The 20,766-nt window shown below is 48.9% G+C and carries 23 protein-coding genes and 2 riboswitches; of the genes, 12 read left to right on the forward strand and 11 right to left on the reverse strand.

Annotated features, from left to right (window positions below; all coding sequences use genetic code 11):
* The first annotated feature begins 707 nt into the window (after positions 1-707).
* The 3 genes from KQJ23_RS22485 to KQJ23_RS22495 are packed head-to-tail and all read left to right on the forward strand — an operon-like array spanning position 708 to position 2,679.
* Complete coding sequence (locus tag KQJ23_RS22485) at positions 708-1,082, forward strand: GntR family transcriptional regulator (protein ID WP_216481142.1); 375 nt, start codon at positions 708-710, stop codon at positions 1,080-1,082.
* 17 nt (positions 1,083-1,099) lie between these two features.
* Complete coding sequence (locus tag KQJ23_RS22490; protein WP_216481143.1) at positions 1,100-1,990, forward strand: ATP-binding cassette domain-containing protein; 891 nt, start codon at positions 1,100-1,102, stop codon at positions 1,988-1,990.
* Between the two features lie 2 nt (positions 1,991-1,992).
* Positions 1,993-2,679 carry a hypothetical protein gene (locus tag KQJ23_RS22495; RefSeq protein ID WP_216481144.1) on the forward strand — a complete coding sequence of 229 codons (687 nt, stop codon included), beginning with the start codon at positions 1,993-1,995 and terminating at the stop codon, positions 2,677-2,679.
* A 64-nt stretch (positions 2,680-2,743) separates the two neighbouring features.
* On the opposite strand, the gene KQJ23_RS22500 is transcribed toward KQJ23_RS22495, so the two are convergent.
* A complete protein-coding gene (locus KQJ23_RS22500) occupies positions 2,744-3,406 on the reverse strand; it encodes a potassium channel family protein (RefSeq protein WP_216481145.1) in 663 nt (220 codons plus the stop codon).
* Positions 3,407-3,418: 12 nt separating this feature from the next.
* Positions 3,419-4,756 carry a TrkH family potassium uptake protein gene (locus KQJ23_RS22505; protein WP_249529998.1) on the reverse strand — a complete coding sequence of 446 codons (1,338 nt, stop codon included), beginning with the start codon at positions 4,754-4,756 and terminating at the stop codon, positions 3,419-3,421.
* Positions 4,757-4,822: 66 nt separating this feature from the next.
* Positions 4,823-4,980, reverse strand: a riboswitch (cyclic di-AMP (ydaO/yuaA leader).
* Positions 4,981-5,279: 299 nt separating this feature from the next.
* Between KQJ23_RS22505 and KQJ23_RS22510 the strand changes: the two genes are divergently transcribed.
* On the forward strand, positions 5,280-6,962 hold the full coding sequence (locus tag KQJ23_RS22510) for a CPBP family intramembrane glutamic endopeptidase (protein WP_216481146.1): 1,683 nt from the start codon (positions 5,280-5,282) through the stop codon (positions 6,960-6,962).
* Here the strand turns inward: KQJ23_RS22510 and uvrC are convergent.
* Positions 6,931-8,820 (reverse strand): excinuclease ABC subunit UvrC, encoded by a 1,890-nt coding sequence (gene uvrC / locus KQJ23_RS22515; RefSeq protein ID WP_216481172.1) that lies wholly within the window; start codon positions 8,818-8,820, stop codon positions 6,931-6,933. The genes KQJ23_RS22510 and uvrC overlap by 32 nt on opposite strands.
* A 142-nt stretch (positions 8,821-8,962) precedes the next feature.
* Entirely contained in the window at positions 8,963-9,280 is a 318-nt protein-coding gene (gene trxA / locus KQJ23_RS22520; protein ID WP_216481147.1) for a thioredoxin, read from the reverse strand.
* Positions 9,281-9,471: 191 nt separating this feature from the next.
* On the opposite strand from trxA, the gene KQJ23_RS22525 reads away from it, so the two are divergent.
* Positions 9,472-9,627: a YqzM family protein gene (locus KQJ23_RS22525; protein WP_212942646.1), complete on the forward strand. Its 156-nt coding sequence runs from the start codon at positions 9,472-9,474 to the stop codon at positions 9,625-9,627.
* Between the two features lie 107 nt (positions 9,628-9,734).
* Here KQJ23_RS22525 and dnaI read toward each other — a convergent pair whose 3' ends face one another.
* The 3 genes from dnaI to KQJ23_RS22540 all read right to left on the reverse strand — a co-directional run bounded on the left by dnaI (position 9,735) and on the right by KQJ23_RS22540 (position 12,640).
* The gene (dnaI, locus tag KQJ23_RS22530; protein ID WP_216481148.1) at positions 9,735-10,688 is read right to left on the reverse strand and encodes a primosomal protein DnaI; all 954 of its coding nucleotides are present in this window, start codon (positions 10,686-10,688) and stop codon (positions 9,735-9,737) included.
* 43 nt (positions 10,689-10,731) lie between these two features.
* Entirely contained in the window at positions 10,732-12,261 is a 1,530-nt protein-coding gene (locus KQJ23_RS22535; RefSeq protein WP_216481149.1) for a replication initiation and membrane attachment family protein, read from the reverse strand.
* Positions 12,262-12,469: 208 nt separating this feature from the next.
* Positions 12,470-12,640 (reverse strand): anti-repressor SinI family protein, encoded by a 171-nt coding sequence (locus tag KQJ23_RS22540; RefSeq protein ID WP_216481150.1) that lies wholly within the window; start codon positions 12,638-12,640, stop codon positions 12,470-12,472.
* A 36-nt stretch (positions 12,641-12,676) separates the two neighbouring features.
* A riboswitch (cyclic di-GMP riboswitch) is annotated at positions 12,677-12,759 on the reverse strand.
* Positions 12,760-13,189: 430 nt separating this feature from the next.
* Between KQJ23_RS22540 and KQJ23_RS22545 the strand changes: the two genes are divergently transcribed.
* The 4 genes from KQJ23_RS22545 to KQJ23_RS22560 all read left to right on the forward strand — a co-directional run bounded on the left by KQJ23_RS22545 (position 13,190) and on the right by KQJ23_RS22560 (position 15,913).
* Positions 13,190-14,203: a hypothetical protein gene (locus tag KQJ23_RS22545; protein ID WP_216481151.1), complete on the forward strand. Its 1,014-nt coding sequence runs from the start codon at positions 13,190-13,192 to the stop codon at positions 14,201-14,203.
* On the forward strand, positions 14,193-14,765 hold the full coding sequence (gene sipW / locus KQJ23_RS22550; RefSeq protein ID WP_216481152.1) for a signal peptidase I SipW: 573 nt from the start codon (positions 14,193-14,195) through the stop codon (positions 14,763-14,765). Before KQJ23_RS22545 ends, sipW begins: the two co-directional genes overlap by 11 nt.
* A 71-nt stretch (positions 14,766-14,836) precedes the next feature.
* Complete coding sequence (locus KQJ23_RS22555) at positions 14,837-15,433, forward strand: TasA family protein (RefSeq protein ID WP_216481153.1); 597 nt, start codon at positions 14,837-14,839, stop codon at positions 15,431-15,433.
* A 147-nt stretch (positions 15,434-15,580) separates the two neighbouring features.
* Positions 15,581-15,913, forward strand: coding sequence for a helix-turn-helix domain-containing protein (locus KQJ23_RS22560; protein WP_216481154.1), 333 nt, complete (start codon positions 15,581-15,583; stop codon positions 15,911-15,913).
* A gap of 33 nt (positions 15,914-15,946) precedes the next feature.
* Here the strand turns inward: KQJ23_RS22560 and KQJ23_RS22565 are convergent, their stop codons facing one another.
* Entirely contained in the window at positions 15,947-16,240 is a 294-nt protein-coding gene (locus KQJ23_RS22565) for a YuiB family protein (protein WP_044481891.1), read from the reverse strand.
* Between the two features lie 190 nt (positions 16,241-16,430).
* Between KQJ23_RS22565 and hemQ the strand changes: the two genes are divergently transcribed.
* On the forward strand, positions 16,431-17,177 hold the full coding sequence (gene hemQ / locus KQJ23_RS22570; RefSeq protein ID WP_216481155.1) for a hydrogen peroxide-dependent heme synthase: 747 nt from the start codon (positions 16,431-16,433) through the stop codon (positions 17,175-17,177).
* Between the two features lie 111 nt (positions 17,178-17,288).
* On the opposite strand, the gene KQJ23_RS22575 is transcribed toward hemQ, so the two are convergent.
* Both KQJ23_RS22575 and KQJ23_RS22580 read right to left on the reverse strand, forming a co-directional pair.
* Positions 17,289-17,543, reverse strand: coding sequence for a hypothetical protein (locus KQJ23_RS22575; RefSeq protein WP_212942624.1), 255 nt, complete (start codon positions 17,541-17,543; stop codon positions 17,289-17,291).
* Positions 17,544-18,737: an NAD(P)/FAD-dependent oxidoreductase gene (locus KQJ23_RS22580; protein ID WP_044481894.1), complete on the reverse strand. Its 1,194-nt coding sequence runs from the start codon at positions 18,735-18,737 to the stop codon at positions 17,544-17,546. It lies immediately after the preceding gene.
* 406 nt (positions 18,738-19,143) lie between these two features.
* Here KQJ23_RS22580 and KQJ23_RS22585 point away from each other — a divergent pair, with 406 nt between their 5' ends.
* Entirely contained in the window at positions 19,144-20,145 is a 1,002-nt protein-coding gene (locus KQJ23_RS22585; RefSeq protein WP_216481156.1) for an NAD(P)/FAD-dependent oxidoreductase, read from the forward strand.
* 73 nt (positions 20,146-20,218) lie between these two features.
* Positions 20,219-20,467: a hypothetical protein gene (locus tag KQJ23_RS22590; RefSeq protein ID WP_216481157.1), complete on the forward strand. Its 249-nt coding sequence runs from the start codon at positions 20,219-20,221 to the stop codon at positions 20,465-20,467.
* Positions 20,468-20,512: 45 nt separating this feature from the next.
* Here the strand turns inward: KQJ23_RS22590 and sda are convergent, their stop codons facing one another.
* Positions 20,513-20,653 carry a sporulation histidine kinase inhibitor Sda gene (sda, locus tag KQJ23_RS22595; protein ID WP_216481158.1) on the reverse strand — a complete coding sequence of 47 codons (141 nt, stop codon included), beginning with the start codon at positions 20,651-20,653 and terminating at the stop codon, positions 20,513-20,515.
* Positions 20,654-20,766: the final 113 nt, after the last annotated feature.

Below are 20,766 nucleotides of genomic sequence, written 5' to 3' on the forward strand. Positions count from 1 at the left end.
AGCTCCTTTCGCATGTAGCTCTGAAATAGTGGTTTCTCACCTTCTATTTTAACCTACGATTTGCGAATAGGAGCTGTACTACGTTCATCATAACTACATGCGTACGATCTATATTGCGGTCGTTCAACCGTCGTCATGCTGTGAAGTACCGTACGTTGGAGCTTTGCGCAGTGTGAGATCTGCATGATGCGAGGTGTGTGTGCGTATACGTACTTTGTTGCCATTTTACAGAATCTGCTTGAGCTATCCTTGTGCGGGTAGTTGTCCATCCATCTACCCCAAAGGTGCAATGACGCGCAGTTGCTGTTTGTATTGCATCGGCATCGGCGTCATCCGGCCCCTCAAATGCCGGACGAACGAGCCCGTAGGTACATGTCGAGGGATTCGAGCATGTGGGCTACTATCATGCATCCGGCACATAAAAAACCGAACTGAGAGCCTGCATAATAAGGGTATAAGTGTGAAGGTTGCTGCAGAAGCGAAGCGTTCGCCTTTGTGAGTGGATTTCTTCCTTGTCAGAACTTATACAATAAGAGAAATCCGCGAACAACAGCGATCGAAAGCAACCTTCACACGTTACCCCCGGCACGCAGAAGTCATTCTTTGTGCGGCTTTTTTTCATGCGCTAGGCACTCTGCGCTTGACATCTACGTTCGTTAGTTATATGGTTAGTTACATAAGTGATTAACCGAAGTGGTGGTGAGCAAATGAATGGGATTCACGATGATTCCCGGCCGATTTTTCAACAAATCGCTGAGAAGATTGAAGACGACATTATCGAAGGACGCCTGTCCGAGGAGAGTCAGGTTCCATCCACCAATCAATTTGCAGCCTTTTACAAGATCAACCCTGCTACGGCGGCTAAAGGGGTCAATCTACTGGTGGAGCAGAACATTTTGTATAAAAAGAGAGGGATAGGGATGTTTGTTGCGGAAGGAGCCAAAGAGAGGCTGTTAGAGAAACGAAGACATGAATTTTACGAGCAGTACGTGGTCACCATGCTTCGGGAAGCAGCCCGCCTCGGTATCTCAACCGGCCAGATTGCCGAGATGATTACAGCCTCAACCAGGAACAATGATTAGCGAGGGAGATGAGACCATTGAGTTCGATACTGGAATGCAGACAAGTTAGTAAGAGATTCGGCAGGAGTCATGCCATCCTGGATGCTACTGCATCCTTTGAACCGGGAGCCGTACATGGCTTGCTTGGCGCAAACGGAGCAGGTAAGACGACGTTGCTCCATATTCTGGCCGGGATGATCTATCCCACCCAGGGAGTTGTCACCTTTGGGGGGCAGCAAGTGCACGAGAACGCTCCGGCTATGTCTAGCATTTGTCTGGTCAAATCGGATGAACGCTCTTGGGCGGATTATAAGGTGAAGGATATCATGAAGTTCTGTTCCCTGCTCTTGCCGGGGTGGGACGAACGCAAAGCGCTCTCTCTGCTGCAAAGATTCAACTTGCCTGCGAACAAGCGCTATAAACAGTTATCCCGTGGAATGCAGTCCCAACTCGGGATTGTGAAAGGCTTGGCCAATCAGTCCTCCCTAACGCTCTTCGATGAGCCTACACTTGGCCTGGACGCAGACATGCGCGAAGCCTTTTATGAGTTGATCATTCAGGAGTGCAGCGGAAGCGACCGAACTATCATCATCTCAACCCATCTGATTGATGAATCGGCCAATCTGTTTGAGTACATCGCGCTGCTTGAGGAAGGCGTCATTACGAAGCATCAGGACACCGACTCCTTTCTGGAGCATGCCTATTACCTGCAAGGAAACAGTGTCGATCTGGAACGGTTCTCGGGAGACCCTCGTGTACTGCATGCCGATTCCCTTGCAGGAACGACAATACTGGCCTGGTACGGAGATTTAACGAAGGAGCGGGCAGGACTGGAACAACAAGGAGTCAGAATCAGCCCCCTTCCTCTGCAGAAGCTGTTCGTGTATTTAACGCGCAAGGGACGTTCCAACAACAGGGAGGTGATGTAATCATGGCAACCTATCGTAATACCATGCGATTTATGTGGCAGGACTCCTACAAAGCATTGCGCGTCTTTCTGGCTGTGCTGTTGTTAGTTGACATCGGCTTGCTTGTATTCCAGATCAAATGGCCCCATCTGGTAGACAATCCATCGAATAACTTCTATTCCCCCAATTACGGGGCAATCGGAATTTTCACGCTGGTCAGCGGGCTGCTTACTGCTACGGTCACTTTTCCGCTGATGCTTAGCCTTGGGTCCACACGAAAGAACTATATTGCAGGCGTCTTATCTTACGGGGTCATCTCCTCCGCAGGATTAGCCCTGTTCCAGACTCTGGTTGCATATGGCGGTACAGCGCTTCTTGAACTGTGGGGACAGTTGAGCGAGAGTGCGCCGGCATCTTTCCTGACGCTTTGGTACACGCAATTTACTATCTATTTGCTGATTTTCCTCTTGTTCACGTTGCTGGGCGCTATTTTTTACAGGTATGGTACCATGCCGGGATTGATCGCTATCGCCGGGTTAATATTTATCCTGTTTTTCACCGCTAATACTTCCGGCGGAACCGGATTAACGGATAAGGATATCTCTGGCTGGATCTTGCTTCAGGCGGTGCACTATCTATTGGGGGTCTGCGTGCTGCTCGCCGCCCTGCTCTGGCTCATCATCCGTAGAGCCACAGTACGAACTTATTAATTAGATTGCTGTTCATAAAATAAGGGTGTCTCCAGGGTATGCAAGCCCAGTGAGACACCCGCTTCTATTCGGAGATCATTTCCTCGAATTCCTCCAGATTCTTCTTCGCCCCAATGACAACCATAATATCTCCCTGCTCCAGATGATCCATGGCAGTAGGTGCGATGATGATTCCCTGCTTCCGCTGCAAAGCCACAATGCTGCATCCGTACCGGGCGCGGGAATTCAGCTCGCTAAGACTCTTCCCTTCAAGGCAAGAGGGAACCTTCAGCTCCACGATGCTGTATTCCTTGGAAATTTCAATATAATCCAGAAGGTTCGGAGATACCAGCTGATGCGCCACGCGAACTCCCATATCCCGCTCCGGAAAAATCACCCGGTCAACGCCCAGCTTCTCCAAGGCACGCCCATGCAGGACTGAAATCGCTTTTGATACGACCGTCTTTAACCCCAGCTCCTTCAACAGAATCGTCGAAAGAATACTCATCTGGATATCGTTGCCGATCGCTACGATCCCGCAATCGAAGTTGCGGATGCCCAACGATTTCAATACCTCTTCGTCTGTGGCGTCTGCCGTTACCGCATGAGTCAGTTGGCTGCTCAGTCCATCCACAACCTCTTCATCGCGATCGATGCCAAGCACCTCGTAGCCAAGATCCATTAGCTCAAGCGCAAGACTGGCTCCAAACCGCCCCAGCCCGATAACGACAAACTGCTGCTTTTTCATTTCAAATTCCCCTTATCCTATAATCATCTTACCTTCCGGATGTCTGTACAATCTCTTACCCTTTTTCGGGCCTAGCGCATAAGCAAGCGTCAGCAGACCAAGCCGTCCCGTAAACATCGTAAAGCTGAGAATCAGCTTGCCGGCGGTCGTCAGGTCACCTGTAATCCCCATCGAAAGCCCCACAGTTCCAAAGGCGGAGGTCGTCTCGAACAGAATGCTGAGAAAGGAGGCCCCCCTCTCCGTTGTCGACAGGATCAGCGCAACACTAATAACCAGGAACAGAGCCAGCATCGTAACCGTTACGGCCTTGAAGATGCGTTCCTGTGCAAGCCGGTATCGGAACAGAACCAGTTCACTGCGTCCCCGGATCATCGAGGCCACCGCACCAAGCAGGATCATGAAGGTTGTTGTCTTGATGCCGCCGCCCGTCGAGCTTGGCGAAGCCCCAATGAACATCAGGATCAGAATGAAGAATTGGGTGGCCTGCCGAAGGGAACTAATATCCAGCGTGTGCGCCCCCGCCGTTCGCGGAGCCACTGATTGGAAGAAGGCGCTCCACAGCTTGCCGCTCCAATCCAGAGAGCCCAGTGTATTCTTATTGGTGAATTCAAAGACCAGAATGACCAAGGCCCCGGATATAATCAAGAGACCTGACATGGTCAGAACCACCTTCGAGTGCAGCGAAAGTCTCCGCCGATTTCGGTAATCTACCAGGTCTGAGATCACAATAAAGCCAAGACCGCCGGTAATAATTAAAAACATTGTAATCAGGTTCACCGCCGGGTCGTCAGTATACATCATCAGACTGCGGTAATTTCCGAACAAGTCAAATCCCGAGTTATTGAACATAGAGACCGCATGGAAAACGCCAAAGTACAATGCCCGTCCAAAGGGCATGTCGAAGGCAAAACGGACGGCATACAGCACGGCTGCGACGCTTTCGATCGCCAAGGCATAGAACAGAACCCGCCGGATCAGCCGAACGATCCCCTCCATGGAGCCTTGATTCATCGCCTCCTGCAGCAGGAGCCGTTCTTTAAGCGAGATTTTTCGTTTGAATACCAAGGCGATCAAGGTCGCCATCGTCATAAATCCTAGTCCGCCGATTTGAATCAGAAGCATGATGATGACCTGTCCGAACCAGGAGAAGGCGGTTCCCGTATCTACGACCTCAAGCCCGGTCACTGTGGTGGCCGAGACCGAGGTGAAGAAGGCATCAATGAACGGCAGGAATTCTCCATTATTATTGGATATTGGAAGCATCAACAGCACGGCTCCGAATAAAATAATGAGAGCAAAGCCGAGCACAATCACCTGAGGCGGAGAAAAGTTAACCCACTTTATACGCAAGCCTATTCACCTCATTACATTTTGCCAAAAGAAAAAAAGCACTGGAAATCCAATGCCCTTCGATTGGTCCCTGCAGCAAGCAGCCTACGAGGTTAGCTGACGGATTCGGACATGCAAGGCTTGCCCTATTCGCTGTGCCGCAGGCTTGCGCCTGCCGGACAGCAAAATTCACCCCGGACTGATCGGGTCCCCCGTTTTCTGATGAAATTCGGCTGGTCTATTCATTTCATTACTTTCATTTCATTTTCGTCAAATGGATTATAAGCTTTATTACCCTTCATCACAATGATTTGTATCTTGAGAAAAGTTTGAAAAACCTTTGAATTGGGTTAAATGATTGGATAATTCTTAGCCATTCTAAGCCTGGCTATAATTTGCCCCGTTTATGATCGCTTTTCGCTAATATATGAATTGATCTGGCGCGGCTTCCTAACCTTATGTTATCTTTACTGTGACATTCTAAACCGAAACTCATGCATCAAATACCGGTTTTACTACAAAATACTGATAAAGGAGTTATCACATGAATTCTGAAGTCCGCAAGGTCCAGCCGCGAAGGCTTGGGCTTAAAACACTCTGGATCATGGCCGCGGTCGGGCTGGTATTATTCGTGGTTCTGCAGATTCTTCCTGCTTCGCCTGAAGAGACCAAGCAGGTTGAGCAGGCTGCCAAGATCATAACCAAGCAGGAGGCGGCGGAAGCGGCGGCGGAATTTGCTGTCTCGGCATTGGGATTACAAGTCCAATCAGGGGAAGGCCTGGTTGTCTATGATACGGATTCCGATCTTTACGGCTATCTTACCCGTGATTCATTATTAGAGCCTTACTTAAATGACTATGAGGCACAGTTCCCTTATGACAAATTTCAGGTTCGCTTTGATCTGGTCGCCGAAGCTTATGAAACCCTGGCGGTGGATGTACATATGACCTCAGGGCAAGTAGTTGGCTACGAGCTGCTATCCTCCCTGTTCAGTATGACGCCGGCAGAAGAGGATGTAGCCGATTGGGAAGGGGCAAAGGCTCAGGTCACCCCGATTCTGGAGGCCGTGGGCTACTCTGCTGACCAGCAATGGGTTGTAGAGGAGCTTCCTAGCAGGTTCCTGCTCTCCGATCCACAGCAGCAAATTGGGGAGGCCTATCCTAAAATTGAGGTTTCTCTAGACCAACAGACCGTTACAGGTATCCACAAGGGATTCGCCCTTCCGGACAGCTTTACAAACTATGTGAAGCAGCAACAGACCTTTGCTAACTGGATGACCTATCTGGGATATGCGCTTCTGACCTTTGTACTCGGTATTCTTGCCATCGTCTATAGCGCTTTGACTAAAGCACATACTTCCTTCAAGAGAGGCATCGTACTGGCTTCCGTATATTTTGTGCTTTCTATGGGCTCCGCTCTGAATATGCTTCCTTACTTTGAAAAAGAAGGCATGACCGGCGGGCTCTTGGTATTCGCGCTCGTATTCCAAGGGGGCGTAACCCTAGTCCTAGCCGCCTCGGTCTACTTCTCCCTGGTAGGAGGAGACGGCCTGTGGCGTCAGCAGGGCACGATTCTATGGTCCCGTTCCCGGGAAACCGGATATGGGCGGCATGTTCTTCGCTCTGTCTCGGAAGGATATGCCTGGGCATTGATCATTATGGGCGTACAATCCGTCCTCTTCTTCCTTCTTGAGAAGACCATTCATACCTGGTCAACGACGGATGCTTCCCAATCGGCTTACAATATGCTGTATCCGGCACTGCTACCGGCGCTGGCATGGGTAGCTGGAATCGGGGAAGAAGCCGTGTATCGGCTGTTCGGGATTCCCATGCTGAAGAAGATGTTCAAGAGTACGATTGCAGCAAGCATCATTACTACGCTGATCTGGGCATTCGGTCACACGCTGTATCCGATCTACCCTGTCATTTCCCGTCCCATTGAATTGCTGTTTATCGGCTTGATCTTCAGTTATATTTTCCTGAGACACGGCTTCATTACCGCTGTATTCGCACACGTGATCTTCGACAGCCTGCTCATGTCGATCAGCATTATGTTCATGGGCGGAACTCTCAATATTGTATCGGGTCTGTTCTTTATCGTGCTGCCATTACTTGTCGCTTACCTGATCTACTTGTTCAACCCTTCCAACAAGGAGCGGCCGCCGGTCTTGAACAAAAAAGAAGAGGAGCCGCTGTTTACGACTCCTCATCTCGGAGGGCATTTATAATTTCATTTGCTAGCTTGTCACCAATGGAAAGGGGCCGGAAGTCTTCGACTGAGGCCTCTTTTATTTTTTTGAGGGAGCCGAAATGCTTCAAGAGCAGCTTCCTCCGCTTCTCGCCGACCCCAGGGATGGAATCCAGCTTGGAGACCACCATGGATTTACCCCGCAACTCACGGTGGAACGAGATCGCATAACGGTGAACTTCATCTTGAATGCGTTGCAGCAAATAAAACTCCTGGCTGTCCCTCGGAAGGGAGACCGGCCGGGGAGGATCTCCAACCATTAACTGGGCCGTCCGGTGCTTGGCATCCTTGACAAGTCCGCCTACCGGAATGAACAAGCCTAGCTCATTCTCAAGCACATCTATCGCCGCCGAAATCTGTCCTTTGCCTCCATCGACGACAATCATATCGGGACGAGGCAAATCTTCCTTCAGCACCCGTTCATACCGGCGCCGGATCACTTCTCGCATCGTCTCATAGTCATCTGGACCTTGTACGGTCCGAACCTTGTATTTCCGATACTCCTTCTTCGCGGGCTTGCCATCGATAAAGACAACCATCGCCGATACAGGGTTGGCTCCCTGAATATTGGAATTGTCGAATGCCTCAATCCGTGAAAGGCGTTCCAGACCGATAGCCGCGCCAAGATTTTGGGCAGCGCCGCTGGTCCGCACCTCATCCCGCTCAATCAGGCGGAATTTCTCTTCCAGTGCTACCCGTGCATTGTCCTCGGCCATTTTCACCATTTGACGCTTCAATCCCCGCTGCGGGAGCAGGGTCTTGACACCGAGCCACTCGGTCAGCGCATTCGCTCCGCTTACCGCTCCCAGCGTCTCAGGCGATTCTTCATTCACAGCATTAGCCTCGGTCTGCAGACTCTCCGCAGACTCCCAAGACTCGGCTGCCCCATCTGTTACATTGGTTTCACCAGATGTGCCAGGAAGCAGAATCTCCTTCGGAAGGGCCGGATTCTCGCTGTAATATTGAGTGACGAACGACAGGAAATCACTATACGGCTCACCGAAGAACGGAAATACAGAGGCATGGCGCTCGATCATTTTCCCCTGGCGCATATAGAGAATTTGCACGCACATCCAGCCCTTGTCCACCGCATAGCCGAATACGTCCCGATCCTTGGCGTCCTTAGTAGTAATCTTCTGCTTCTCCATCAGGGCATCAATATTCAGGATCTGATCCCGAAGCTCCTTGGCCCGCTCAAAGTTCAGTTCCTCTGCGGCCTCATGCATCTTCCGCTGGAGCTCCTTCTTGATCTCCTCATGCCCGCCGCTAAGAAATGAGCTGATCTCCTGGATCATCTGATCATAAACCTCATTTCCGACCTCCTTCTCGCAAGGAGCCAGGCATTGGCCGATATGATAATACAGGCAGACCTCCTTCGGCATCACATTACACTTGCGCAGGGGATACATGCGGTCAAGCAGCTTTTTGGTCTGCTGGGCCGCATAGGCATTGGGGTAAGGCCCAAAATATTTTGCCTTGTCCTTTAGCACCCGACGTGTAACCTCCAGGCGCGGATGGCGTTCATTCGTAATTTTAATATATGGAAATGTCTTGTCGTCCTTCAGCAAGACATTGTATTTAGGATGATGGGTCTTGATCAAATTACATTCTAGAATAAGTGCTTCCATATTGCTGCCGGTGACAATATACTCAAAATCCCGAATAACCGATACCAGCCGTTGCGTTTTTCCGTCATGGCTGCCGGTAAAATAAGATCTTACCCGGTTTTTCAGAATTTTGGCTTTTCCGACATAAATAATGGTGCCTTCCCGATTCTTCATCAGATAACAACCTGGAAGATCAGGAAGCAGCGCGAGCTTATGGCGGATAGCCTCCATCGCTTTCTCTTTTTCCCGCTCCTCCTCCAGATGTGGGTTCAAGCAGACAACCTCCTTTCAAGGCAAATGATTCCCCGACTTACGCAAAAACGCCCCCGGGACAAGCCGGAGGCGGTAGACCAAGCCTGATCGAGACTCAATCTTATTGGTGCTTAGCAATCAGATTCTTGAGCGAATCCTTGGAGTTCAGGCCGACGATCTTGTCGACCGGCTGTCCGTCCTTGAACAGGATCAGAGTCGGGATGCTCATCACACCGAAGCGGGATGCAGATTCCGGATTCTCATCCACATTCAGCTTAGCAATCTTTACGGAATCACCCAGATCACCGGACAATTCCTCAAGAATTGGAGCAATCATTTTGCAAGGGCCGCACCATGGAGCCCAAAAGTCAACCAGGACTGTGCCTTGGCTTTCTACTTCATTATTAAAAGTTTGGTCAGATACATTAACAATTGCCATCGATAACATCCTCCTTATCAACACGTGTTGACCATTATACCACATTTATTCCACAAATGAAAAACCCCAATAGGAACGCCTTCTTTACAAAGTTCTTCATGGGTGGTTATACTATTATTAACCCGAATTCGGTTTGTCAATGATGTATTATATTGACAAAGTGAATTTGATCATCTAGGAGGTCTGCCGCAATGGATGCCAATCCTCATGTTAATGATCCCAGAGAGCATATCAACGAAGAACCGCGTAATGACTTGTTTGACTTGATGAACGGCTTCTTCGGCATGTTTACCTTCATGGCCGTCATCTTCTTCGGCATGGTCATCATCAAGTTCATTGCCGGATAACCCTGTGACTGTCTCTACACTGAACAGGCTGTCCCTCTAGGAACGAAATTACCGGTTCCCAAAGGGACAGCCTGTTTGCTTGTTACCTAAATAAGTGCGAGTTCAAACTATCTCTGTCCCCGTTTGTTCGTGCCGCTGACCGAGACCACTTCCACAAAAGGAGCTATCCGATCCATCAGCCGCTGCCCTTTGTGTGTCTCCTCCCCGTCTTTGCTGGTGAAGCTTAGATGCTTCTCCAATGCATTCAAGGAATAATTCGAGGTATAGAAGGTAGGCTTGCGGTTCATCCGGTAATTCAGAATCGAGCCCATCACATGATCCCGAACCCAGGGGTTCAGATTCTCTGCTCCGATATCATCAAAGATAAGCAGGTCCGCCTGCTTCATCATTTCGGTCGTATCCTTAAGCTTCTGACTATCCTGGAGCATCGATTTGAGATCCTCCACAAATTCAGGCATATAGACAATCACACCGGAGTAGCCCTCTTTAGCCAGCTCATGCAGCAGATAGCACATCAGGAAGGTCTTCCCTGTACCAAAATGCCCCTCCAGATACAACCCTCTCGGTTGAAGCCCGGAGGCCTTTGTCTCGTTGATATATCTGAACACCTGGCTCACAGCCGGCACCCTTGCGCCGTCCTTGGATAAAATTTCAACCTCGTCATATCCTTGCTGTAAAGCACGCTCATCAATATAAAAGCTGTGTATCCGTTTCTTCACGCTGGATTCATGCTCAAATTGCAATTGCTTCTGGCAAGGAATCTGGCGGTCGACCACCTGCGGACCAAGACCATGGTCTTCCACGGTAATCTTGGTATAATGCCCTTGAAAATCATTGGGACAACGCTCCAGTCCCGGGCAGTTCGCACAGTGACGATTATCGTTAATATAGTGATACAGCTTGGCCATATCCCGGATCAGCTGCTCTTCCTGCAATTCCGGATGACGCTCGCGCAATTCGCGAACCAACGGGTCATTCATAAGCCTTGCCGTCAGTTCTTCCGTTCTGCGTCTAAGCTGCGGGCTTTGCAATTGAGTTATTAGCTCTCCCAACGACTCCATCTGTGATCACCACCTTTCTGACGGGGAACGGTATCTGTTCCCGTTATCTTTTCTTATGAGCCTTCATCTGCTCGGCCATTTTTAACAGCTCCGCATACTCTTCCTCCGATACGGCTTGCGGAGACTCGCCGGTTCGTTCCACGATCGGAATTTCAGGCTTTGCTTTTGCGTTTCTAGAAGCATAGCTTCTCGAACGGCTGTCCCGAGACTTGTCCTGCTGCGTCGAGAGCTTGTCCTTCAGACTTGCCTGATCCCGAATATATTGCACAGCCTTCTCGTAGCTGTCGATTTGCTTCATCAGCATATTTGAGGCGATAGCATCGATAAAGTTGCGGTTAATCCGCTGCTCCTTCCCGGAGGTAAGCAAGGTCATCAAATAGTGGATCAGAACGTTAATGACTTCATCCGGCAGCTTATAGTTCAGATCAATTTTCTCGAATATATCAAGCAGATTATCCGGCACCGAGCCCGGAAAGAACGTCTTTAGCAACCGCGTATAAGGCTCGTTCCGCAGCATCATGTTGTATTGGTGGGCATCACACTTGGATTGGAACTGCAACGGCACCTCGACATAAAATTCCATCTGTACCGCGACCTCTTCCGGGTGACTCGCCGCCGTCTGTCCCGCTCCGCTCTCCGCGTGAACAGCCGCAGCCTTGGCGTAGGCAATCTCCCGTCCTTCCTTCCGACGCTTACCTTGACGGAAATGAAGATTAGCCTTGTGCTGAAGCTCGTCCAGGATCAGTCCGCCTGCAGGATCGAAGACGTCATCCTCATCCAAGAGCCGGCACACATCCTGCACGTTCAGCTCGTATTTGCGGGCCACATAGTTGAGAATCCCCATTCCTTCCGGATCAAAGCGAAGCTTCTCGACAAAGGCCCGATTCATTGAATCCCTGGGATAGCGGATAATAATGTCGGCGTAGTTAATCTTATCTTCCTCATCCAGACCTACCTTCATGGCAGGCTGCCTGGCAATCGCGGTCTCGGCTATAGCCTGCTCCAATTCATAATCGATCGAATGGGCATTCAGTTCAAATATCTCATAGAAAGGCAGTGAAATATTTTCCTTATTATAGGTAAGTCCGTACATGTCCCCCGGCTCGACACAGAAAAAGCGTTCCTGCAAGGACAACACTGCAAACTTTCCAATCTTGTCCCTCAATAGGAGCGTCAAATGCTGTGTCCGGAAAAATTCTCCCGGCGACAAAGGAGCCTGGAGCTCATATTCGTACAAATAATCATCACTGTCCGGTATATACAGACGACTGGTCTGCAGAAGTCCGACCGCCTCCAGCTTGGATGCTTGCTGAACCAGCACGCTTCTCCCCCGTTCTCCGGGCTCCAAGCCAAGGGTCAGAAACAAACTTCTCTGCTGCTCAATAGCCGAGTAGCCGATTTGATCAATCGGAACCTGTTCCGCCAGCAGCCGATAAAGAGCCACAGCTACAGCACCGATCATCGGCTGATAGATGAGGCCCAGCATTTTATCATCCACAGGACTAAGAGAGAAGTCGCGGTATACGCAATATCTGTGGTTTTCGGTAAAATGCAGCATGTTGTTGATGCGCACGGCTTGATCTCTCCCTCTCCTCATCGTTCCTTCAAGAACCTTCTCTATTCTATCATAAAACGGTTCGATCCGAATTGTTAAAACTCTGCAAAAACCGCTAAATTCCCTCCTTGCCCGCCATATTAAAACCATATGCTTCTATTTTTGTATTCAAAAAAATAACGGAGCCGAACCAGTCCGCGGCAGCCCCGTTATATTCATTGAGTTATCAAGCAAGATTGCGTATAGCCGGCTCTCCCGCGTTCGCATGCCTTAAGAACTGCCTTACCTCCTCCACGGATAGCCCGGCATCCCTTGCCATCAAAAGCAGATGGAGCCATTCCAATTCACTTTCCTCCAGCACATTTCTATCCATACTCATCCGGGCAGACTTCTCCAACATAACCTCCTCCTAAAAGATGATTACTCATGTCCACCAGGCAGTCCAGCCATCCTGAAAAGCTTCCCGGATCTGAGACTTTGCGCCCCTGCCTTTCTGCAGGTTTACCTTTTACTGGTTCTTATCCATCCCTTTTTTTGTGAGACCCTCTTGGCAATAACCACATTATAAAGACTGCCAATCAAAAAGTATGTCACAGCATGAACGTTGTCTGATTAAAAAAACTCGTTTTTTTTCGTCGATCATGTCGCATTTAGTATGCAGTTGTCTATTTCAAGATAAATCCATGCTGAAACGAAAAATCAGGAGAATTATTCAGTATATTCAGGGAAATGAGAGGTATTTGGTTATTTAATATGCATTTCTGTCTTATTTGACTCAATTTCAGGGTTTTCAATCTTTCCTAAATTCGTTATATTGAACTCGCAAGTTGTTCTTTATTAAGAACGATACGAAGAACAATAAACTTTGTAGAAAGAAGGGCCTCATTTGCGAAGAAGCAGAAGCATCAGAATCCAAAGACAAAGAAAGCTGAAGCGTCAAAAGACGATGACTGCTATCCTTCAATCCAGTCTGCTGATTTCTTCTCTTCTTGCCTACTCCACCAAGCAAATTGGCACCACCTACGGAGAATTCAACAGCACTCAGGATACGGAGGGGTATTTCCAGACCTGCCGCGTCTTCCCCGGCAAAATCGAGGAGTTGCTCTCAAGTGTATCCGGACATCTTGAACTAGCGGCTGTACATAAAGCAAGGATTGCCCCAGTCACTGTCACATGGCAGGTCTATGGAAATCCAACCGCCGCTTATGAATCGGAGCAATCGAAGCCAACACCTCCTTCGGTGACAGATAGCGTATATGGCGAAGAATCAAGATACTCTCCTCCGTCTGTAACCGGCGATGTCTACGCAGGCGGCGGTAAAGAAGGTTACACGGACAGTTGGGAATTGCAGCTCTCAGAGCTTGCAAGCCAGCTTCAGGCGCTTCAGCTGCAATTCGATGTCAACCAACTAGCCATGAATCTAATCGGCAGCGAGGTCGCGGAAGGAGACCGGCAGCTGCAGGAACTGCTCTTGATTCTGGAGGAGCTCCATTCAAATTGCGCCGAGATCACCAATATTGGGCTGCTGGATGAACTCACCCGGTTAAGCAGACAGGAGCTGTTATCACTTTCTATGCAACAGCAGATCGACGCAGCAGTTTTCTATTTACGGAAAGTATCACAAGCCGGCCTTCCGGCGGAAGTTGACCCATCCAATTCAATTAGTTCCATCACCTTTATGAAGCCGCAAACCTCTGGAGAGCCGTTAAACCGAACCGCCTTCCATCAATATATAGAGCTGCAGGCCTCCATAGTAGAAACGATGTCCGGACTGATGCGTTCGATTTCGTACCTTGGACCTTCAAACAGTACCCCATCCGAACCATCCGTCGCTGAAGCTGCCGAGCAGATCGAGACCGAATCAGAAGCTCCCAGCGAACCGCCGTTGCCGCAGCAGCCCGAACCGGCTGCAGGAACTCAGGAATCAGGGGATATAGAGGTGAAAAGCGATGAAGCATAGACGAGTAATCAGCCATGCATTCACTTTCATTATGGTCATGTTATTTATTGTGGTGTTCGGTTCCTTCATCACATCGAAAATATCGGGAGGAGAACCTGGCTTTTATGGCTATCAGGTAAAGACCGTTCTCTCAGGTTCGATGGAGCCTGGCATCAAGACCGGATCCATCATTGCCATCAAGCCATTCAACGATACAACCTCGTTCCTGGAGGGGGATGTGATCACCTTTCGGGAGAGTGAAGACCGGCTGATTACCCACCGGGTCATAGAGGTTGTCAAGAATGAGCTTACTGGTCAAGTCATGTATCGGACTAAAGGCGATAACAATGACGCCCCGGATTTGAATGCGGTTCTCTCCGCGAATGCGATCGGGAAGTATACCGGATTTACCGTCCCGTACGCCGGTTATGCAGCTAGCTTTGCGGGCAGCAAGATGGGGAATGTAACCCTGTTGATCGTACCTGGAATTCTATTAGTGCTATACGCCATGTTTACGCTTTGGAGGGCTATTTCATCTCTGGAGGAAGCCGGCAAGCAGCCGAAGGAGACTCTTTCCGAGTAGCACTACGGTTGTATTCCTTATGCAACCCATAAGGATTCAATATATATTCTATTTTAGGGAGGATTTTAGGAATGGGAATCAAAAAAACATTAGGATTCGGCGTAGCAACTGCAGCACTCGGTTTGTCACTGATCGGAGGAGGAACTTTTGCTTACTTTAGCGATTCCGTGCAAACTACTGGCACGTTTGCTGCAGGAACGCTGGATCTGGATGCAAGTCCAACCGCAATCATTGATGTCTCGAACCTGAAACCCGGTGATGGAGCTACCAGAACCTTCAAATTGCTGAACAAAGGCACACTGGATATCAGCAAAGTGAAGCTGGTTACAACTTACGACGTGATTAACCAAGCAGGCGCTTCCGCAAATACGGATGACTTCGGCAAGCACATTCTCGTCAAGTTCTTGACGAACGTAGACAAGACAGATGAAGTGATCTACCAAACGACACTTTATGATCTTCAGCAAAAGACTCCGGATGCCGTTGAGAACAGCTTCTACCTTCCATTCATTGACGAGCGTGCCGGACTTAAAGCAGGCGACTCCGACAATCTGATCGTCAGATTCGAATTCGTGGATAATGGTCAAGACCAGAACCAATTCCAAGGGGATGCCTTGAACTTGAAATGGACGTTCAATGCAGTTCAAGGAAATGGATCTGAAAAATAATCCGTTGCGCTGATTTAGTCGCAATATAAATAGCGAACACCTCATTTCGTTGCAGGAAATGAGGTGTTCGCTTCTATTTTCGGCTTTGTCCGCCATCTTACTTTTGATATAATAACTCCAAAGACACAAACAAAGGACGAAGATGACATGGCTGAACTAATTGGAGAGCGCATACAAAAAATCCGCCAGGAGCTCGGATTATCCTTATCCGAATTGGCGGCTAAAGCGGATGTCGCCAAATCCTACTTGAGCAATGTTGAGCGAAATATCCAGATCAATCCCTCTATTTCATTTATCGAGAAAATATCCCATGCCCTAAACGTATCCGTCGGAGTGCTCCTGTACGGCGATCAGCCAGATCAGCTGCTCGACCCCGAATGGTCCTCGCTGCTTCATGAAGCCATGTCCTCCGGAGTCAGCAAGCAGGAGTTCAAGGAATTTCTTGAATATCAAAAATGGAAGCGGGATCAGAAGAACTGATCCACGCTCTCTTCCATAACTTGAAGGGGCTTCCTAGAACATTTTGTAGCCGCCCTGACGCAGCTTCTGAATGGTCCAGCCACTCAGAATCGCACCAGCCAGTCCCGCAAGCGCTGTCAAATAATCCACGATTCTAAAAGATGCCAGATAGGCTCCAAACCCTTTTTCATGATCCCACAGCGTGTACACTACGATCGGCAAAATCACAATAACGAATATGTATGCGGGAAACCAGGTTGTCTTCATAAGCATATTGAGAATAAAACCGATGCCGAACATCATGACAAAGAACAATACCATCAGCACCAAAACGATGAGCCACCCCATACGCTCCCCTCACCCTCCTGTATTCCTTACTATAATTATTATCACATGAACATGAACTAGAAGATAGTTTACTAGAAAAAATATTGCAAATCAATGAACTTTCCAAGTTTAGTTCCTAATTCCGTTTGCTCCTTTGCTGATTATTGAGATACAATAAAGGAAGCGTTTGTATCCAAGGAGTGATTAGATAATGAATGAGGCAGCTTTAACTTTGGAAGGCTGGTATGCTCTTCATGATTTTCGGTCTATAGATTGGTCAGCCTGGAAGGCAGCGGACGATGAAGAACGCGCCGGAGCTTTGGAGGAATTGCACCAGTTTTTGCAAGAGTGGACCGATATCGAGCTCAGCAAAAAAGGCAGTACAGCCGTGTACTCTATCGTAGGGCAAAAGGCAGATATTCTGTTCATGCATCTGCGGGAGACGCTTGAAGAATTGAATGCGCTGGAGAATGCCTTTAACAAGACGACATTTGCCCAGTATACAACGAAGGCTTATTCCTATGTAAGCATCGTAGAGCTTAGCAATTATCTGGCTTCCGGTGACGGAGACCCTAAGGCCAATCCGGAAATCCGTGCCCGTCTTGAGCCGATTCTTCCTAAGTCGAACCATATTTGCTTCTACCCGATGAATAAGAAGCGCGATCTGAATGACAACTGGTATATGCTGTCCATTGAGGAGCGTCGGGGAATGATGCGCAGCCATGGCATGATCGGCCGGAGCTATGCCGGTAAGGTGAAGCAGATTATTACCGGGTCCGTTGGATTGGATGATTGGGAATGGGGCGTCACCTTGTTCGCTGATGATGCGCTCCAGTTCAAGAAGCTGGTCTATGAAATGCGGTTTGATGAGGTAAGCGCCCGCTTCGGTGAGTTCGGTTCGTTCTATGTCGGCAATCTGCTGAACGAACCCTTGCTGGAGCAAATGCTTAAGCTCTAAGCCGGTTAAGGGGAACAAAAAAAGTTGGACGAAAACCTTGCGGTTTCGTCCAACTTTTTATTTTGGAGCCTTATTATGGATGGACAGCCCCATTTTTATGGTGTTAAGAACTCATTCCTCTTCTTCTTCCTTAAGCTTCCTTAGCGACTCCAGAAATTCCTCCGTCGCCCGGTCACGGTCCCTGCTCTTTTCCTTCAGCCGTTCTATAGCCGGCATAATCAGCAGATCCACTTCCTTCTGCACGATATAGGACAGGTCGTATTGCTTCTGTCCTTCCAGATAAGAACCTACTTCCATCAATGCGTTGTACCTATCCAATTCCTCACGCGTCAGCAGACCTCTTACCTGAACACTGCAGTGACGCATTTAGAAAAATCTCCCTTTCCGGAGTACAAGAGGGATCCCGCCAATGGTTAACAAGTAACGCAGGTCGACGACCTTCTTCAATTGGGCGGCTACCCAGCCTGTATATTTCTTGCCGAAGGCCGAAGCGATGGCTTCTCCCTTCCCAAGCGAAGCCACAGTTCCTTTATGACTGAAGATGAACTTCTTCAGTTCCTTTCCGCGAATGGCAGCCACCACGTTCTGAGCGCAGACCACACCTTGCTGCATGGCGATCTGAGCCGTTGGCGGATATGGCCGGCCTTCCGGATTGAACATCAGGGAATTATCACCGATGATGAATACCCGCTCATGCCCCGGTGCACGCAAATACTCATCCACCTTCACACGGCCGCGCGCTGTCTCAAAGCCTGCCGCCTCAACAAGACGGTTGCCACGGATGCCCCCGGTCCATACCACTGTTGCGGACTTGATCTCTTCTCCGGTTGCCAGTACTACGCCGCTTGGCGTACATTCCTTGATCGCTGTACCAATCTTGAACTGCACACCTTTCTTGCGCAGCACCTCCATCGCATATTCCACGAGATCAGGATCAAAGCCCGGCAATACGGTCGGAGCTGCTTCGATGTTGTATACATTCACCATATTTGGATCAACGTCATATTCCTTGCACAGCTTAGGAATCCGGTCAGCAAGCTCGGCTACAAACTCTACGCCGCTGAAGCCTGCTCCTCCGACAACAAAGTTGAGCCGGTCTGTACGGCTCTCATCAGCTTTGAACATCGCGAATTGATATTCGATATGCTGGCGAATCATGCGCACAGAGTTAATGCTGCGGATCGTCATCGCATAGTCGGATAATCCTGGAATTCCAAAGGACTCCGGCTCACCGCCAAGGGCGATGATCAGATAGTCATAAGATAACGTCCCGTCCTGGAGAACAACCTTTTTATCGGAAAGCCGAATCTCCTGAACATTGGATTTCACGAGATCGATTTTAAATTCATCAATCAGCCTGGAGATTGAAACACGCGAATGATCAATCGAGTCGGTCCCCGCTGCAGGCATATGCAAATGGGTCGTGAAGTAGTGGTAGTCATGACGGTTAACCAGAGTTACATCCGCCTCATTGTAGTTCAACTCTTTCTGCAGTCGCTGGGCCGTCAAAATCCCGCCGTAGCCCGCTCCGAGGATGACGATTTTCGGTATGGTGCTCATTTGGTTGTTCTCCTTCCAGGTGTATCTCTATATTTGATAGTGTGTCCTGCTGTCATGATTCAATGTGAAAATAGCCACATATAATAGTAGTTTTCTAAAAAAATATGGGAAGTCTTGCGACATTGATCACAGTCATTGTAAGGCTTTGAGCAACCTTTTTCAAAACCAGGGGCCTAAGATTTAATAAATGTACTCATTTCGTCACATATAAATGTGCATACATTTGAATGATATCGACTTTTCTATAAAAGATCAAGTCTTATTTTACGCGCATTCCCGCGTTTTTTCACGGGTATACTAAGAACAAATTTGCAAGCAAGCTCCTCCTTGCAATCAAAATTGTGACAGATATAATAAAGTAGAAATGACATTATAAGCTTTCTTGAAAATTTCTGGAGGTGTTTGCATGAGTTCCCAACCTGCAAGCGGCGAGTTTACCGACCTGCTTATTATCGGCGGCGGGCCGGCTGGCATGTTCGCTGCATTCTATGGCGGAATGCGTAAAGCATCCGTCAAATTGATCGAAAGTATGCCTCAGCTGGGAGGGCAAGTCGCAGCTCTCTATCCTGAGAAATATATTTACGATATTGCCGGTTTCCCCAAGATCACCGGCCAAGAATTGGTCAACAACCTGAATGAGCAGCTTAAGCTGTTCAACCCGGATATACGTCTGGAAGAGAAAGTATTGCATATTGAGAAGAAAGAAGAGCGCCACTTCGTGGTCACGACGGACAAGGATGTCCATCACGCCCGCGCCCTGATCGTTACGGCCGGAGTCGGAGCCTTCGAACCGCGTCGTCTTGAAGTCGAAGGGGCAGCACAGTACGAAAAGAGCAATCTTCATTATTTCGTCAGCGATCTGAGCAAGTTCCAGGGACGTCGTGTGCTGATCAGCGGCGGCGGCGATTCCGCAGTCGATTGGGCATTGATGCTTGAACCGATTGCTGAACAGGTCACCTTGGTCCATCGTCGCGATAAATTCCGTGCCCATGAACACAGCGTGGAGAATTTGCTTGCATCCAGCGTTCAGGTCATCACGCCAACCGAGATTGCCGCGCTTCACGGGGAGAACCGGATTGAGCGCGTTACGCTGGCTCATTGTAAGACCGGCGAAACCCAGGAGCTTGAGGTGGATGATGTTATCGTGACCTTCGGCTTTGTATCCTCTTTGGGCCCGATTGCCGAATGGGGATTGAACATTGAGTCCAATGCCATCGTTGTCGATTCACGCATGGAGAGCTCCATCCCGGGCATCTTCGCTGCTGGTGATATTACTACCTATCCCGGCAAGCTCGATCTGATTGCTGTCGGCTTCGGCGAAGCTCCTACAGCGGTGAATAATGCAAAGGTATATATTGATCCCGAAGCTAAGCTGTCACCTGGACATAGCAGTAATATGAAGATCTGATTACATGAGTGGACACAAAAAGGGGTATCTTAACTTTACGCAGGAAAAACATGCTGTAAAGGAGAGATACCCCTTGTCTTATATCTGCCCGCTATGCAACGGACTTGCCTCATTCACGGCCTCATGTCCGGATTGTGGACATGTGCTGGAGGATGCGGGAATGAAAGGCGACTATATCGGCCCCTACAGTCCCTATGGATCTGCAGATCAATACACCTCTGTCTATTCCATCCACATCAGTTCCGGCTGCGAACATGTCGTGCACTGTCCGCATTGCCATGAAGGTTATATCTATCATGTAAACGCCTGGAAAGCGCCTTAATCATCAGCTTGTCCATCAAGTAGCGATAAATAGCGATTTGTGACCTTAGTGCAATACGGCGGGATCGCTAATCAGATTACGTCTATGGATCTCTGCCAACAGCAGTGCTATGAATTCCCGTTCCAAATCAAGTAAGGTTGCCATTTGGTAGGACTCGAGCAGCATCTCATCTGTTAACATCGCCATCATTAACACTTCCCTTCTATATTTTTCCTAATCATATCAAGAATCCCTTTCCAGAACAAGCGTTCTGTTATCCACACAAGTCTGTGGAAATCCTGTGAATAAGCTGTGAGTAA

Origin of the sequence: Paenibacillus brevis (genome assembly GCF_018919145.1) — a bacterium.
Lineage (GTDB): Bacteria > Bacillota > Bacilli > Paenibacillales > Paenibacillaceae > Fontibacillus > Fontibacillus brevis.

Coding starts and splice junctions, on each gene's coding strand:
- KQJ23_RS22560 (WP_216481154.1), top strand. CDS start 15,581: ATGGCTGAACTAATTGGAGAGCGCATACAAAAAATCCGCCAGGAGCTC.
- KQJ23_RS22510 (WP_216481146.1), top strand. CDS start 5,280: ATGAATTCTGAAGTCCGCAAGGTCCAGCCGCGAAGGCTTGGGCTTAAA.
- KQJ23_RS22500 (WP_216481145.1), bottom strand. CDS start 3,406: ATGAAAAAGCAGCAGTTTGTCGTTATCGGGCTGGGGCGGTTTGGAGCC.
- sipW (WP_216481152.1), top strand. CDS start 14,193: ATGAAGCATAGACGAGTAATCAGCCATGCATTCACTTTCATTATGGTC.
- KQJ23_RS22485 (WP_216481142.1), top strand. CDS start 708: ATGAATGGGATTCACGATGATTCCCGGCCGATTTTTCAACAAATCGCT.
- dnaI (WP_216481148.1), bottom strand. CDS start 10,688: ATGGAGTCGTTGGGAGAGCTAATAACTCAATTGCAAAGCCCGCAGCTT.
- trxA (WP_216481147.1), bottom strand. CDS start 9,280: ATGGCAATTGTTAATGTATCTGACCAAACTTTTAATAATGAAGTAGAA.
- KQJ23_RS22580 (WP_044481894.1), bottom strand. CDS start 18,737: ATGAGCACCATACCGAAAATCGTCATCCTCGGAGCGGGCTACGGCGGG.
- uvrC (WP_216481172.1), bottom strand. CDS start 8,820: ATGGAGGCTATCCGCCATAAGCTCGCGCTGCTTCCTGATCTTCCAGGT.
- KQJ23_RS22565 (WP_044481891.1), bottom strand. CDS start 16,240: ATGGGGTGGCTCATCGTTTTGGTGCTGATGGTATTGTTCTTTGTCATG.
- KQJ23_RS22525 (WP_212942646.1), top strand. CDS start 9,472: ATGGATGCCAATCCTCATGTTAATGATCCCAGAGAGCATATCAACGAA.
- hemQ (WP_216481155.1), top strand. CDS start 16,431: ATGAATGAGGCAGCTTTAACTTTGGAAGGCTGGTATGCTCTTCATGAT.
- KQJ23_RS22495 (WP_216481144.1), top strand. CDS start 1,993: ATGGCAACCTATCGTAATACCATGCGATTTATGTGGCAGGACTCCTAC.
- KQJ23_RS22575 (WP_212942624.1), bottom strand. CDS start 17,543: ATGCGTCACTGCAGTGTTCAGGTAAGAGGTCTGCTGACGCGTGAGGAA.
- sda (WP_216481158.1), bottom strand. CDS start 20,653: ATGGCGATGTTAACAGATGAGATGCTGCTCGAGTCCTACCAAATGGCA.
- KQJ23_RS22555 (WP_216481153.1), top strand. CDS start 14,837: ATGGGAATCAAAAAAACATTAGGATTCGGCGTAGCAACTGCAGCACTC.
- KQJ23_RS22585 (WP_216481156.1), top strand. CDS start 19,144: ATGAGTTCCCAACCTGCAAGCGGCGAGTTTACCGACCTGCTTATTATC.
- KQJ23_RS22545 (WP_216481151.1), top strand. CDS start 13,190: ATGACTGCTATCCTTCAATCCAGTCTGCTGATTTCTTCTCTTCTTGCC.